Origin of the sequence: Mycobacterium bulgaricum, assembly GCF_041287165.2 — a bacterium.
Taxonomy (GTDB): Bacteria; Actinomycetota; Actinomycetes; order Mycobacteriales; family Mycobacteriaceae; genus Mycobacterium; species Mycobacterium bulgaricum.
In genome coordinates, this window is the sequence record NZ_JBGGKV020000008.1 from 1 (window position 1) to 14,691 (window position 14,691).

General features: G+C 62.3%; 11 protein-coding genes and 3 rRNA genes. 10 read left to right on the plus strand and 4 right to left on the minus strand.

From position 1 onward, the window contains the following. Positions 1-173: 173 nt before the first annotated feature. The 3 genes from ACAG24_RS20145 to rrf all read left to right on the plus strand — a co-directional run bounded on the left by ACAG24_RS20145 (position 174) and on the right by rrf (position 5,415). A 16S ribosomal RNA gene (locus ACAG24_RS20145) occupies positions 174-1,681 on the plus strand. A 392-nt stretch (positions 1,682-2,073) separates the two neighbouring features. Continuing rightward, positions 2,074-5,192: ribosomal RNA gene (locus ACAG24_RS20150) — 23S ribosomal RNA — on the plus strand. A gap of 110 nt (positions 5,193-5,302) precedes the next feature. Further along, positions 5,303-5,415: ribosomal RNA gene (gene rrf / locus ACAG24_RS20155) — 5S ribosomal RNA — on the plus strand. Together the 16S, 23S and 5S rRNA genes form the textbook arrangement of a ribosomal RNA operon. A gap of 62 nt (positions 5,416-5,477) precedes the next feature. Here the strand turns inward: rrf and ACAG24_RS20160 are convergent. Both ACAG24_RS20160 and ACAG24_RS20165 read right to left on the minus strand, forming a co-directional pair. Further along, positions 5,478-5,981, minus strand: coding sequence for a methylated-DNA--[protein]-cysteine S-methyltransferase (locus ACAG24_RS20160; RefSeq protein ID WP_370474197.1), 504 nt, complete (start codon positions 5,979-5,981; stop codon positions 5,478-5,480). Further along, the gene (locus ACAG24_RS20165) at positions 5,981-7,468 is read right to left on the minus strand and encodes a DNA-3-methyladenine glycosylase 2 family protein (protein WP_370474198.1); all 1,488 of its coding nucleotides are present in this window, start codon (positions 7,466-7,468) and stop codon (positions 5,981-5,983) included. The genes ACAG24_RS20160 and ACAG24_RS20165 overlap by 1 nt, the downstream gene beginning before the upstream one ends. A gap of 134 nt (positions 7,469-7,602) precedes the next feature. Here ACAG24_RS20165 and ACAG24_RS20170 point away from each other — a divergent pair, with 134 nt between their 5' ends. Further along, positions 7,603-8,235: a TetR/AcrR family transcriptional regulator gene (locus tag ACAG24_RS20170; protein ID WP_370474199.1), complete on the plus strand. Its 633-nt coding sequence runs from the start codon at positions 7,603-7,605 to the stop codon at positions 8,233-8,235. An 87-nt stretch (positions 8,236-8,322) separates the two neighbouring features. Beyond that, complete coding sequence (locus tag ACAG24_RS20175) at positions 8,323-8,949, plus strand: DUF3159 domain-containing protein (protein WP_370474431.1); 627 nt, start codon at positions 8,323-8,325, stop codon at positions 8,947-8,949. Here the strand turns inward: ACAG24_RS20175 and ACAG24_RS20180 are convergent. After that, positions 8,936-10,546 (minus strand): adenylate/guanylate cyclase domain-containing protein, encoded by a 1,611-nt coding sequence (locus tag ACAG24_RS20180; protein ID WP_370474200.1) that lies wholly within the window; start codon positions 10,544-10,546, stop codon positions 8,936-8,938. The two genes, ACAG24_RS20175 and ACAG24_RS20180, sit on opposite strands and share 14 nt — an antisense overlap. A 47-nt stretch (positions 10,547-10,593) precedes the next feature. Between ACAG24_RS20180 and nucS the strand changes: the two genes are divergently transcribed. Both nucS and ACAG24_RS20190 read left to right on the plus strand, forming a co-directional pair. Further along, positions 10,594-11,265 (plus strand): endonuclease NucS, encoded by a 672-nt coding sequence (gene nucS, locus ACAG24_RS20185; RefSeq protein WP_370474201.1) that lies wholly within the window; start codon positions 10,594-10,596, stop codon positions 11,263-11,265. Further along, complete coding sequence (locus ACAG24_RS20190; RefSeq protein WP_370474202.1) at positions 11,265-11,558, plus strand: Rv1322 family protein; 294 nt, start codon at positions 11,265-11,267, stop codon at positions 11,556-11,558. Before nucS ends, ACAG24_RS20190 begins: the two co-directional genes overlap by 1 nt. Here the strand turns inward: ACAG24_RS20190 and mce are convergent. Next, positions 11,555-12,034, minus strand: a complete 480-nt coding sequence (gene mce / locus ACAG24_RS20195; RefSeq protein WP_370474203.1) for a methylmalonyl-CoA epimerase — start codon at positions 12,032-12,034, stop codon at positions 11,555-11,557. The two genes, ACAG24_RS20190 and mce, sit on opposite strands and share 4 nt — an antisense overlap. A 102-nt stretch (positions 12,035-12,136) precedes the next feature. Here mce and ACAG24_RS20200 point away from each other — a divergent pair, with 102 nt between their 5' ends. From ACAG24_RS20200 to ACAG24_RS20210, 3 genes are all read left to right on the plus strand, one after another. Then, a complete protein-coding gene (locus ACAG24_RS20200; RefSeq protein ID WP_370474204.1) occupies positions 12,137-13,318 on the plus strand; it encodes an acetyl-CoA C-acetyltransferase in 1,182 nt (393 codons plus the stop codon). 62 nt (positions 13,319-13,380) lie between these two features. Beyond that, positions 13,381-13,767, plus strand: a complete 387-nt coding sequence (locus ACAG24_RS20205; RefSeq protein ID WP_370474205.1) for a DUF3817 domain-containing protein — start codon at positions 13,381-13,383, stop codon at positions 13,765-13,767. A gap of 13 nt (positions 13,768-13,780) precedes the next feature. Continuing rightward, on the plus strand, positions 13,781-14,677 hold the full coding sequence (locus tag ACAG24_RS20210; protein ID WP_370474206.1) for a tetratricopeptide repeat protein: 897 nt from the start codon (positions 13,781-13,783) through the stop codon (positions 14,675-14,677). The last annotated feature ends 14 nt before the right edge of the window (positions 14,678-14,691 follow it).

The following is a 14,691-nucleotide window of genomic DNA, read 5'->3' on the forward strand; positions in this document are numbered from 1 at the left end:
TGTTGTTTGAGAACTCAATAGTGTGTTTGGTGGTTTTTGTTTGTTGTTTTTGTCGTGCCCCGGATTTTCCCGTTTGTGGGGTGCGATGTTTTTTTGGATGCCAGTTTGTGGTGTCTGTTGTTTGTGATCGGATTTTTCTGATTCGGATTCTTCCGGGTGTGTCCCGGGGTTTTTGTTTGGAGAGTTTGATCCTGGCTCAGGACGAACGCTGGCGGCGTGCTTAACACATGCAAGTCGAACGGACCTTCGGGTTAGTGGCGAACGGGTGAGTAACACGTGGGTGATCTGCCCTGCACTTTGGGATAAGCCTGGGAAACTGGGTCTAATACCGGATAGGACTACGCACTGCATGGTGTGTGGTGGAAAGCTTTTGCGGTGTGGGATGGGCCCGCGGCCTATCAGCTTGTTGGTGGGGTGATGGCCTACCAAGGCGACGACGGGTAGCCGGCCTGAGAGGGTGACCGGCCACACTGGGACTGAGATACGGCCCAGACTCCTACGGGAGGCAGCAGTGGGGAATATTGCACAATGGGCGCAAGCCTGATGCAGCGACGCCGCGTGAGGGATGACGGCCTTCGGGTTGTAAACCTCTTTCGCCAGGGACGAAGCGCAAGTGACGGTACCTGGAGAAGAAGGACCGGCCAACTACGTGCCAGCAGCCGCGGTAATACGTAGGGTCCGAGCGTTGTCCGGAATTACTGGGCGTAAAGAGCTCGTAGGTGGTTTGTCGCGTTGTTCGTGAAAACTCACAGCTTAACTGTGGGCGTGCGGGCGATACGGGCAGACTGGAGTACTGCAGGGGAGACTGGAATTCCTGGTGTAGCGGTGGAATGCGCAGATATCAGGAGGAACACCGGTGGCGAAGGCGGGTCTCTGGGCAGTAACTGACGCTGAGGAGCGAAAGCGTGGGGAGCGAACAGGATTAGATACCCTGGTAGTCCACGCCGTAAACGGTGGGTACTAGGTGTGGGTTTCCTTCCTTGGGATCCGTGCCGTAGCTAACGCATTAAGTACCCCGCCTGGGGAGTACGGCCGCAAGGCTAAAACTCAAAGGAATTGACGGGGGCCCGCACAAGCGGCGGAGCATGTGGATTAATTCGATGCAACGCGAAGAACCTTACCTGGGTTTGACATGCACAGGACGTGCCTAGAGATATGTATTCCCTTGTGGCCTGTGTGCAGGTGGTGCATGGCTGTCGTCAGCTCGTGTCGTGAGATGTTGGGTTAAGTCCCGCAACGAGCGCAACCCTTGTCTCATGTTGCCAGCACGTTATGGTGGGGACTCGTGAGAGACTGCCGGGGTCAACTCGGAGGAAGGTGGGGATGACGTCAAGTCATCATGCCCCTTATGTCCAGGGCTTCACACATGCTACAATGGCCGGTACAAAGGGCTGCGATGCCGTGAGGTGGAGCGAATCCTTTCAAAGCCGGTCTCAGTTCGGATCGGGGTCTGCAACTCGACCCCGTGAAGTCGGAGTCGCTAGTAATCGCAGATCAGCAACGCTGCGGTGAATACGTTCCCGGGCCTTGTACACACCGCCCGTCACGTCATGAAAGTCGGTAACACCCGAAGCCGGTGGCCTAACCCTTGTGGAGGGAGCCGTCGAAGGTGGGATCGGCGATTGGGACGAAGTCGTAACAAGGTAGCCGTACCGGAAGGTGCGGCTGGATCACCTCCTTTCTAAGGAGCACCACGAGAACCAGGCCCGCCCGCATGGTGTGGGAGTTCGGTGACCTTGGTCGAATCGTGAAGATGGCCTGTGTCTGTAGTGGATGCAGGTCTGGTGCAGTCAACAAACATGTCGGTCTCTTTCGGGGGCTAGATCATCAGACACACTATTGGGCTTTGAGACAACAGGCCCGCAGTTCCCTGGCCCCTGTGTGGGGTGGGAGGCGTGTTGTTGCCCTGCTTTGGTGGTGGGGTGTGGTGTTTGATTTGTGGATAGTGGTTGCGAGCATCTGAACGCATAGGTTTTGTGGCTTGTGTGTTCGGTGTAATGCAAATTTTTCTGATGCCCGCATGTGCTTTCTTTCGGGGGAGTGTGTGTGGGTGACTCATTTTTTGGTTTTGTGTTGTAAGTGTTTAAGGGCGCATGGTGGATGCCTTGGCACTGGGAGCCGATGAAGGACGTGGGAGGCTGCGATATGCCTCGGGGAGCTGTCAACCGAGCGTGGATCCGAGGATGTCCGAATGGGGAAACCCGGCACGAGTGATGTCGTGTCACCCAACGCTGAATATATAGGCGTTGGGGGGGAACGCGGGGAAGTGAAACATCTCAGTACCCGTAGGAAGAGAAAACAAAAGTGATTCCGTGAGTAGTGGCGAGCGAAAGCGGAGGATGGCTAAACCGTGTGCATGTGATACCCGGCGGGGGTTGTGTGTGCGGTGTTGTGGGACTTTCCTTCTTCTGCCCGCCGGCAGGAGCGGAAGTGATAAACCGTTGGGTTAGTTGAAGTGGCCTGGGATGGTCTGTCCGTAGAGGGTGAGAGCCCCGTAGACGAAAACTCAACGGCTTTCGTGGATTGTTCCCGAGTAGCAGCGGGCCCGTGGAATCTGCTGTGAATCTGCCGGGACCACCCGGTAAGCCTGAATACTTCTCAGTGACCGATAGCGGATTAGTACCGTGAGGGAATGGTGAAAAGTACCCCGGGAGGGGAGTGAAATAGTACCTGAAACCGTGCGCTTACAATCCGTCAGAGCCCTCCCTTTGTGGTGGGGTGATGGCGTGCCTTTTGAAGAATGAGCCTGCGAGTCAGGGACATGTCGCGAGGTTAACCCGGGTGGGGTAGCCGTAGCGAAAGCGAGTCTGAATAGGGCGTATCCACACAACAGTGTGTGGTGTAGTGGTGTGTTCTGGACCCGAAGCGGAGTGATCTACCCATGGCCAGGGTGAAGCGCGGGTAAGACCGCGTGGAGGCCCGAACCCACTTAGGTTGAAGACTGAGGGGATGAGTTGTGGGTAGGGGTGAAAGGCCAATCAAACTCCGTGATAGCTGGTTCTCCCCGAAATGCATTTAGGTGCAGCGTCGCAGTGTTCGTGTTGGAGGTAGAGCTACTGGATGGCCGATGGGCCTCACAAGGTTACTGACGTCAGCCAAACTCCGAATGCCGACACGGTGTAATGCGGCAGTGAGACGGCGGGGGATAAGCTCCGTGCGTCGAGAGGGAAACAGCCCAGATCGCCGGCTAAGGCCCCTAAGCGTGTGCTAAGTGGAAAAGGATGTGCAGTCGCGAAGACAACCAGGAGGTTGGCTTAGAAGCAGCCACCCTTGAAAGAGTGCGTAATAGCTCACTGGTCAAGTGATTGTGCGCCGATAATGTAGCGGGGCTCAAGCACACCGCCGAAGCCGCGGCAGCGTATTTATACGCTGGGTAGGGGAGCGTCCTGCACTCCGGTGAAGCAGCCTGGTAATGGAGTTGTGGAGGGTGTGGGAGTGAGAATGCAGGCATGAGTAGCGATAAGGCAAGTGAGAACCTTGCCCGCCGAAAGACCAAGGGTTCCTGGGCCAGGCCAGTCCGCCCAGGGTGAGTCGGGACCTAAGGCGAGGCCGACAGGCGTAGTCGATGGACAACGGGTTGATATTCCCGTACCCGTGTGTGAGCGTCCCTGATGAATCACCGGTACTAACCGCCCAAAAGGCGACAGATCTGATCCTTCGGGAAAGGACCGTCGCCGGCTGCGCGGGACCTTCGGTGGTAGTAGTCAAGCGATGGGGTGACGCAGGAAGGTAGCCGTACCAGTCAGTGGTAATACTGGGGCAAGCCGGTAGGGAGAAACCTAGGCAAATCCGGGTTTCACATATCCTGAGAGGTGATGCATAGCCGAGTGAGGCGAATTCGGTGATCCTATGCTGTCAAGAAAAGCCTCTAGCGAGTGCACACACGGCCCGTACCCCAAACCAACACAGGTGGTCAGGTAGAGAATACCGAGGCGTACGAGTGAACTATGGTTAAGGAACTCGGCAAAATGCCCCCGTAACTTCGGGAGAAGGGGGACCCACATACCGTCAACACCTTCGCGGTGGGCAGCGGGCGTGGGTGGCACAAACCAGTGAGAAGCGACTGTTTACTAAAAACACAGGTCCGTGCGAAGTCGCAAGACGATGTATACGGACTGACGCCTGCCCGGTGCTGGAAGGTTAAGAGGACCCGTTAACCCTTGGGTGAAGCGGAGAATTTAAGCCCCAGTAAACGGCGGTGGTAACTATAACCATCCTAAGGTAGCGAAATTCCTTGTCGGGTAAGTTCCGACCTGCACGAATGGCGTAACGACTTCTCAACTGTCTCAACCATAGACTCGGCGAAATTGCATTACGAGTAAAGATGCTCGTTACGCGCGGCAGGACGAAAAGACCCCGGGACCTTCACTACAACTTGGTATTGGTGCTCGATACGGTTTGTGTAGGATAGGTGGGAGACTGTGAAGCAGTCACGCCAGTGATTGTGGAGTCATTGTTGAAATACCACTCTGATCGTATTGGGCCTCTAACCTCGAACCGTATATCCGGTTCAGGGACAGTGCCTGGTGGGTAGTTTAACTGGGGCGGTTGCCTCCTAAAATGTAACGGAGGCGCCCAAAGGTTCCCTCAACCTGGACGGCAATCAGGTGTTGAGTGTAAGTGCACAAGGGAGCTTGACTGCGAGACGGACATGTCGAGCAGGGACGAAAGTCGGGACTAGTGATCCGGCACCTCTGAGTGGAAGGGGTGTCGCTCAACGGATAAAAGGTACCCCGGGGATAACAGGCTGATCTTCCCCAAGAGTCCATATCGACGGGATGGTTTGGCACCTCGATGTCGGCTCGTCGCATCCTGGGGCTGGAGCAGGTCCCAAGGGTTGGGCTGTTCGCCCATTAAAGCGGCACGCGAGCTGGGTTTAGAACGTCGTGAGACAGTTCGGTCTCTATCCGCCGCGCGCGTCAGAAGCTTGAGGAAACCTGTCCCTAGTACGAGAGGACCGGGACGGACGAACCTCTGGTCTACCAGTTGTCCCACCAGGGGCACCGCTGGATAGCCACGTTCGGACAGGATAACCGCTGAAAGCATCTAAGCGGGAAACCCCCTCCAAGACCAGGCTTCTCACCCATTCAGTGGGATAAGGCCCCCCGCAGACCACGGGATCGATAGACCAGACCTAGAAACGCAGCAATGCGCGCAGGGAACTGGCACTAACCGGCCGAAAACTTACAACAACAACAAAACCTCGCAACCACAACCACAAACCACACCACCCCCACCACCAAAAAACAGGGGCTACAAACTTCCCCACAAAAAAGGGGATCACTAAAAAAGTGAATAAAGTTACGGCGGTAATAGCGGCAGGGAAACGCCCGGACCCATCCCGAACCCGGAAGCTAAGCCTACCAGCGCCGATGATACTACCCACCCGGGTGGAAAAGTAGGACACCGCCGAACACAATTTAAGTCCTGTGCCCCTCGATTCAATCGGGGGGCACAGGCATTTGTGGGGAATTTATTCAGTCGAACAGGGTCGGAATGGCCGTGTCATCGCTTCGCTCCATTCCCAACAGCATTCTTTTGCGGTCCAAGCCGCCGCCGTAACCGGTCAAACTGCCATTCGCACCGATGACGCGATGGCAGGGCACGATGATTCCGATCGGATTGTGTCCATTGGCCAATCCGACGGCCCGAAATGCGCCGGGCGCGTTGATTTGTAGAGCGATTTCTCCATAGGACCGCGTCTCCCCGTAGGGAATTGTCAGCAGAGCTTTCCAGACTTTGCGTTGGAACTCCGTCCCGACCAGGTCGAGCTCTAGATGGAAGTCGCGGCGGGCGCCGCTGAAATACTCCCCGAGTTGTTCAACGGCATCGGGGAACGCTGAGTCGTCGCGCACCCATTCGGATCGGTCCGGCTCGTAGGTCTGGTCCACCATCCGAAGGTGTTGCAACCGACCGCCCGAGCCGGCGAGCGTGAGCAGGCCGACGGGGCTGTCCATCGTGCGGTACTGCACGGCGTCCATCATTTCTCCTTCGGTGGCCAGTGGTTCACGGCGTGGTCGAGTGCTGTCCAAAGATGTTGCGTCGCATAGGAACGCCAGGGCCGCCACGCGGCGCTGTGCTTGATGAGCGGACGCGGGGCCGCGGGCAGTCCGAGCTGCTCCGCCGCGGCACACACTCCGAGGTCGGTTCCGGGAAACGCGTCGGGGTCGCCGAGTCCGCGCATGGCGATCATCTCCGCCGTCCATGGCCCGATGCCGGGTATCGCCAGGAGCTGCGCGCGGGCCGCATCCCAGTCACATCCGGGATCTAGAACGACGCTGCCGCCGGCCAACCCCGCCACCAGAGCGTTCAGCGAGCGCTGGCGAGACTTCGGAAAGGCCAGGTGCTGTGGATCGATCTCGGCAAGCTCGTCGACGCCGGGAAAGACATGCGTGAGCCCGCCCTCCGGGTCGTCGATCGCCTTCCCATACGCACCCGCGAGCCGTCTGGCATGAGTACGTGCCGCGGCAGTCGAAACCTGCTGGCCCAGGACGACACGCAGCGCGAGTTCGTGTTCGTCGACTGTGCGCGGGATGCGTTGGCCCGGCGCCTTGGCGACCAGCGCTGCGAGGTGCGGGTCGCTGCCCAGGGCCTCCACGATTGCTTCGGGGTCCGCGTCGAGATCGAGCAGCCGCCGACTCCGGGCGATCGCTGCGGACAGGTCGCGGAAGTCGTCGACGACCAGCCGGCACTGGACGTGATCCGGGTACGGGGCCAGGCTGACGATTCCGGTGCCGTTCGGAAGACGCAGGGTTCGCCGGAACGCTCCGTCACGCACCTCTTCCACCCCAGGAACTGCGGTGGCTGCCAGATGTCCGAAGATGCCCTCGAAAGCGAACGGTGCCCGCACCGGGAGCCGCAGCGACATCACCCCCGTGCCTGCGGAGCCGGTCTGGCCGAAGCGCGTCCGAGCTCGATTGCGCAGCATCGTCGGTGTCAGGTCGCATACCGCTCGGACCGTGTCGTTGAATTGCCGGATGCTGGAGAAGCCGGACGCGAAAGCGACGTCACTGAACGGCATTTCGGTGGTCTCGATGAGGATGCGCGCCATCTGGGCACGCTGAGCCCGCGCGAGCGCAAGGGGCGCGGCGCCGACCTCGGAGTGCATCAGGCGTTCCAACTGCCGCACGGTGTAGCCCACCCGTGCGGCGAGGCCCGTCACGCCGTCGCGGTCGACCGTCCCGTCGGCGATGAGACGCATGGCGCGCGCGACGACGTCGCCGCGCACATTCCATTCCGGCGAACCGGGTGAGGCGTCCGGTCTGCACCGCTTGCAGGCGCGGAAGCCTGCGCGCTGCGCAGCCGCCGCGGTGGGATAGAACCGCATGTTGCGCGCATAGGGTGGGCGCACCGGACAACTCGGCCTGCAGTAGATGTTCGTGGTCAGCACCGCCGTGACGAACCATCCGTCGAACCGCAGGTCCTTGGATTGGACTGCCCGGTGGCAGCGGTCGAAATCGGTGTGCATGGCATCGACAATTACACGCGACCACCGACAGGACTGGCGGAAAAGCGACACGGTGGTCATCGGAGTGAAGCATCCTTGACAGCGCTGTCACTAAGTGACAATGTGATCCTGTCACTAAGTGACAGTGTAAGGAGGTGAGTGTCATCGCGCAGGCTCGGCCGGACGCGGCGCAGGCGCGCCTCCAGGTGTCGAGGCATGCCTGTGAACTTTTCTGGGACAAGGGGGTCGCGGCCACCAGCGGCGATGAGATCGCGGCGGCCGCGGGGCTTTCGACCCGAACCATTTGGCGATACTTCCGGTCGAAGGAAAGTTGTGTCGAGCCGGTGCTCGCGAAGTCGGCTGATCGGTTCCTGGCCACCATGCGCCGGTGGCCCGCGGAAATGTCGCTGTCCGAACATCTGGCAGCGGACACGATCGCCTACCCGCTTTCCGAGCGCGACATCGCCGACGAGAGAAGCGCGATGCGGATCGCCACCCTCTCGGTGTCGGATCCGGTGCTGCGGACGTCGTACCTGATGGTCCACGACTACATGGAGAAAGGCCTGATCCCGGTGTTCGCGGAGCGACTCGAACTGCCCGACTCGGACCTGACGGTCAAGTTGTATGCGGCCGCCGTGGCCGCAGCTTTCCGCGTCGTCGACGAGGAAGTCAGCATCGCGGTAATCGTCCGCAAGGAGAAATTCACGCAGGAAGAGGGCCTGGAGCTGATGGATCGCGCTATCGGCGATGCCACCAACGGTCGACTCGGAGGGCCTGTCGCCACCTGACCGAAACCTGACACTCACAACCGGATAAAGCGCCGCGGGCCCGATGGCCCGGCGATCGCGCATGCCTGAACGCTGCAGACGAAAGGAATAAGCCGCACCATGCCTCAGTCGACGAAGCCGGCGCCCACAATTCTCCAGCAGATGGGCGGAACCGCGGGCGTGGTGCATGCGGCCCTGCCGAGCATTGCCTTCGTCGCCGGTGACGCGGTATTCGGACTCGCGGGTGCCATCGCCGTCGCACTGGGCACCGCCGCGGCGATCGCCGTGATCCGGCTGCTCCGCAGGGAAGCGGTGCAGCCGGCGGTGTCGGGAGCATTGGGCGTCGCCATCGCGGCATACATCGCCTGGCAGACCGGGGAAGCGAAAGACTATTTCCTGCTTGGCATTTGGATGAGCCTTGTGCTGGCCGTCATCTTCCTCGCGTCGGTGCTCCTGCGATGGCCGCTCGTCGGTGTCATCTGGAACAGCCTCAACGGCGCCGGACACGCCTGGCGTGACGACACACGCTCCCTGTACGCGTACGACGTGGCGACGCTCACTTTCGTCGTCGTGTTCGTGGCTCGGTTCGTCGTGCAGCGCTGGCTCTACGACGGAGATCAGACGGGCTGGCTGGCCGTCGCGAGGATCGCCATGGGCTACCCGCTGCTCGTGGTGGCGCTGGTGGTGAGCTACTGGGCGGTCCGCTATTCGAGGCGACGACTCAGCTCGGACTGACCGGTGTCGCCAGACGCGTTGGCTCTGAATGGCCGCGCAGCGTCACCGACTCACCCAAAACCCAGTGCTCCCTTTCGCTTTCGGTGGCGCGGTCCACAGCATTCGAAGACGCGACCAGATGTCCTTCGACTTTCTTCGACAGTTCGCACAACCGTGCCGCCTCATTGACGGGCTCGCCGATCACCGTGTATTCGAACCGCTCTTTCGCGCCGACGTTGCCCGCGACGACCTGGCCCGATGCCACCCCGATACCCGCGTCGCATTCGGGGACCTCGGCGCGCAGCCGCCGGGCCATGGCGCGCGCCGCGGCGAGTGCCTCGGCCTCGGCGTTGTCCAACGACACCGGTGCGCCGAACACAGCCAGGACGGCGTCGCCTTCGAACTTGTTCACGAGTCCGTGGTGTTTATCGACCTCGTCGACGATGACGTCGAAGAACCTGTTGAGCAGCTCCACGACCTCTACGGCCGGCCTGCTGGTGACGAGCTCGGTCGAGCCGATGATGTCGACGAAGATCACCGCGGCATCGCGTTCTTCGCCGCCCAGCTCGATCTGTTGCTTCTCGGCGGCCAAGGCGACTTCGCGCCCGACGTGGCGGCCGAACAGATCGCGAAGCCGTTCGCGTTCCCGCAACCCGTGCACCATCGAGTTGAATCCACGTTGCAGCTCACCGAGCTCGGTGCCGTCGAACACCACCAGATTGCAGTCCAGATCCCCGCCCTCGACCTGCTTGAGCGCAGCCCGCACCACCCGGACCGGCGTCGCGATGAGCCACGACAACAGCCACATCAGGACCAAGCCGAAGATCAGTGCGACAAGCGCGATGATCATGACCGCAACGGCGAACTGCGTTGCGCTGAGATTCTGCAGCGACAGCGCAAACACCGCGAGCAGCAGGATGCCCAGGACCGGCACCCCGGAGCTCAGCAACCAGACCGTCATGGTCCGGCCCATGACGCCGTGCGCCAACCGGCGGGGCGGTCGGCCCGCTTCCAGGGCCTGCGCCGCGATCGGCCGAAGCGAGAACTCGGTGATCATGTAGCACGCCGTGGCGACGACGATCCCCGGGAAACCGACCGCGAACAGGAAGCGGGGAATGAATGCCGAATCCTGTAGGCCGTACAACAGCGTCAGCAGCGCCGTGCCGACGCCCCAGAGCAGCAGCATCTTCTTCGCGACGCGCGCTGGTGCGTGGAACACATTGCGCTGGTCGTCGCGGGTGGGGCCACGCTCCTCGATGGCCCAGCGCAGCGACCCGACCGTGGTGGAGGTGATCCACGCGGTGCCGAAAACCAGTGCGAGGAGCATGTACGCGGGCACGACGCCGAAGGTCAACCAGGCAGGCGCGTCGGTGAACACGCTCGGCACCGGGATCGCGACGGTGTTGAGCAGCAGCGAAACCCCGATGCCGAGGATGTTGGTGAACAGGATGAAGAACGTCAGGATGATCTGGATGCGGATGCGCCGGCGGCTCTGGCTCTCCTCGGGGCGGCCCAGCAACCAGGAGCCGTAATCGGGTGTTTCCAGCCGACCGCTTTGGCGCGTCAGCCTCTCCAGCACCCGGCCCAACCGATGCGGCACGCTCTTGGTGGCGTTCATTGGTACGTCAGCCTAGTGATACCCATGCCGCCATCTATGGTGGTTCGGTGCGGCTCGTCATCGCCCAGTGCACCGTCGATTACGTCGGACGGCTCACAGCCCATCTCCCATCGGCCAAACGACTGCTGTTGTTCAAGTCCGATGGTTCGGTGAGCGTGCATGCCGACGATCGTGCCTACAAACCGCTGAACTGGATGAGTCCGCCGTGTTGGCTCGTCGAGCAGCCCGACGGGGACGTCCCCGTGTGGGTGGTGGAGAACAAGGCAGGGGAGCAGCTGCGTATCACGGTCGAGGACATCGAGCACGATTCGAGCCATGAGTTGGGTATCGACCCCGGCCTCGTGAAGGACGGCGTAGAAGCCCACCTGCAGGCTCTCCTCGCCGAGCACGTCGAACTGCTGGGAGCCGGGTACACGCTGGTGCGCCGCGAGTACATGACGCCCATCGGACCCGTCGACCTGCTGTGCCGCGACGAGCAGGGCCGTTCGGTGGCCGTCGAGATCAAGCGGCGTGGCGAGATCGACGGTGTCGAGCAGCTCACGCGCTACCTGGAGCTGATGAACCGGGACTCGCTGCTGGCCCCGGTCGCGGGGGTCTTCGCCGCCCAGCAGATCAAGCCCCAGGCTCGCACCCTGGCCACCGATCGCGGAATTCGTTGTCTGACACTTGATTACGACAAGATGCGGGGTATGGACAGCGACGAGTTCCGCCTCTTCTGATGGTGAAACGTCGCGCACCGCGCAAACGCCCGCCGGTGCGTGAACCGCTGCCCACGCCGACGCGAACAGAGGTCGGCGCCGACGGTTACGACTACGAGGTGCGACCGGTGGCCGCCGCCAGGGCCATCAAGATCTACCGCTGCCCGGGCTGCGACCACGAGATCAAACCCGGCGTCGCCCATGTGGTGGTGTGGCCGACAGACAGTTCGGGCGGCGTGGAGGATCGCAGGCACTGGCACACGCCGTGCTGGACGAACCGCGCGACACGCAGTCCGACCCGACGGTGGTCCTAGTGCGAGGACGCGTCCGAGGCCGGTTCGACGAGCTCGATGAGCACGCCACCACCGTCCTTCGGATGGATGAAGTTGATCCGCGAGTTCGCGGTGCCGCGACGGGGCGCGTCGTAGATCAGGCGGATGCCCTGCTCGCGCAGACGGTCGCTCAACGCGTCGAGGTCGCTGACCCGGTAGGCGAACTGCTGCAGCCCGGGGCCGCGCTTGTCGAGGAACTTGGCGATGGTCGAGCTGTCGTCGATCGGCGACATCAACTGGATCTGGGTGCTGCCGACCGTTGCGCCGCGCACCGAGAGCATCGCCTCGCGGATGCCCTGCTCCTCGTTGACCTCTTCGTGAAGCACGATCATGCCCAGGTGGTCGTGATACCACTTGATGGCCGCGTCCAGGTCGGGGACGGCGATGCCGACGTGATCGATGGCGGTCACCAGCGCGGTGGCCAGTACCGGACGGGCGTCTGTCTGCTCGGCGGTCATAAAGAAAAAGTAACCTAACAAGATCGATTTCGAATAGGTCGGTGGCTTGTATAGCCTTTCTCTGGGCTTTCTAAGCCCCCAATTTCTGCTGTGGAGGTAGCCATGACGACGTCCGTGATTGTTGCTGGAGCCCGTACCCCGGTCGGCAAGCTGATGGGTTCGCTGAAAGATTTCTCCGGCAGCGATCTGGGTGCCGTCGCGATCAAGGGTGCCCTCGACAAAGCCGGCGTGGCGGCCTCTGCGGTCGAGTACGTGATCATGGGCCAGGTGCTGTCGGCCGGTGCGGGGCAGATGCCCGCCCGTCAGGCCGCCGTCGCCGCGGGCATCGGCTGGGACGTTGCCTCGCTGACCATCAACAAGATGTGCCTGTCGGGCATCGATGCGATCGCGCTGGCCGATCAGCTGATCCGCGCCGGTGAGTTCGACGTGATCGTCGCCGGCGGACAGGAGTCGATGACGCAGGCGCCGCACCTGCTGATGAACAGCCGCTCGGGCTACAAGTACGGCAACGTCACCGTGCTCGACCACATGGCCTATGACGGCCTGCACGACGTGTTCACCGATCAGCCCATGGGCGCGCTCACCGAGCAGCGCAACGACGTCGACAAGTTCACCCGCGCCCAGCAGGACGAATACGCCGCATCGTCGCACCAGAAGGCGGCAAGGGCTTGGAAAGACGGCGTCTACACCGACGAGGTCGTCCCGGTGAAGATTCCCCAGCGCAAGGGCGACCCGATCGAGTTCGCTGAGGACGAGGGCATCCGCGCCGACACCACCGCGGAGTCCCTGGGCGGGCTGCGGCCGGCGTTCCGCAAGGACGGCACGATCACCGCGGGCTCGGCCTCCCAGATCTCCGACGGCGCGTGCGCGGTCGTTGTCATGAACAAGGCGAAGGCCGAGGAGATGGGCCTGACCTGGCTGTGTGAAATCGGGGCACACGGCGTGGTCGCCGGGCCGGATTCGACGCTGCAGAGTCAGCCGGCCAACGCGATCAAGAAGGCTGTCGCCAAGGAGGGCATCTCCTTCGACCAGCTCGATGTCATCGAGATCAACGAGGCGTTCGCGGCAGTTGCGCTGGCGTCCACGCAGGAGTTGGGCATTGATCCCGACAAGGTCAACACCAACGGCGGCGCCATCGCGATCGGGCACCCGATCGGCATGTCCGGAGCCCGGATCACGCTGCACGCGGCGCTCGAACTGGCCCGCAAGGGCTCCGGTTACGCCGTGGCCGCGCTGTGCGGCGCCGGTGGGCAGGGTGACGCACTCATCCTCCGCAGGCCGTGACCTTCGCCGCAGTCAACGACGCTGTGTAGTAGCTGTGGGTCGTCGTCCGGCACAATGACGGCATGACTAGCGCTTACGACCTCCGCACCGCCGCGGGATGGTTCCGGTTGATCGCCTTCGCAGAAGCCGTCAGTTGGGCCGGCCTGCTGATCGGGATGTACTTCAAATACCTCGGCACCCCGCAAACCGAAATCGGGGTCAAGGTGTTCGGTCCCATCCACGGCGGCATTTTCATGGCGTTCGTCGTCGCCGCGCTCGTGGTCGGCATCAAGCTCAGGTGGCGGATCGGCACATGGTTGCTGGCGTTGCTGGGCAGCATCGTGCCCCTTGGCAGTGTGATCTTCCTCATATGGGCAGATCGGACGGGTCGGATGGGCCCGCAGACAGGCGCTTCGCCGGTCGCGGCCGGGCAGGGTCAGGCAGGGGCTTCGGTACCCGAAACGACGTGACAGACTTGTTCACGTGACGCGTCCTGGACCCCGAATCTCACCGGCCCTGGCGGGTGCCGTCGATCTGTCGGCGCTCAAACAACGACCTGCCGCTTCCGGCGGGGCTGCCCCGACCGGCAGCCCGGGCGGCGTCGAGGTCACCGAGGCCAATCTCGAAGCCGAGGTGCTGGTCCGCTCCACCGAGGTGCCCGTCGTCGTCCTGCTGTGGTCGCCCCGGAGCGACTCCAGCATTCAGCTCGGCGACGCGCTGGGATCGCTGGCGGCGGCCGACGGCGGCAAGTGGACGTTCGCGACCATCAACGTCGACACCACGCCCCGGGTTGCGCAGATGTTCGGCGTCCAGGCGGTGCCCACCGTCGTCGCTCTGGCAGCGGGCAGGCCGGTGTCCAGCTTCGAGGGCTCGCAGCCGCCCGAGCAGTTGCGCCGATGGATCGACTCGCTGCTGAACGCCGTGGCCGGGAAGCTCAACGGTGCGGGCGAGGAAGACGGTGCCGAGCAGGCCGACCCTCAGGTCGAACAGGCCAGGGCGTTCCTCGACGCGGGCGATTTCGATGCCGCCCGCTCTGCGTATCAGGCGATCCTGGACGCTGACCCCAACCACCCCGAGGCCAAGGGCGCTGTCCGGCAGATCGGTTTCCTACAGCGCGCGACGAGCCACCCGCAGAATGCCGCGGCGCTCGCCGACGCCGCGCCGGATGACATCGACGCGGCCTTCGCAGCTGCCGACGTCGAGATCCTGCAGCAAGACGTTCACGCCGCGTTCACGCGCCTCACCAACCTCGTGAAACGCACCGCGGGCGACGATCGCACCAGGGTGCGCACGCGGCTCATCGAGCTGTTCGACCTGTTCGATCCCGCCGATCCGGAGGTCATCGCGGGCCGGCGCAATCTGGCCAACGCGCTCTACTGAGGTGCGCTGCGCCC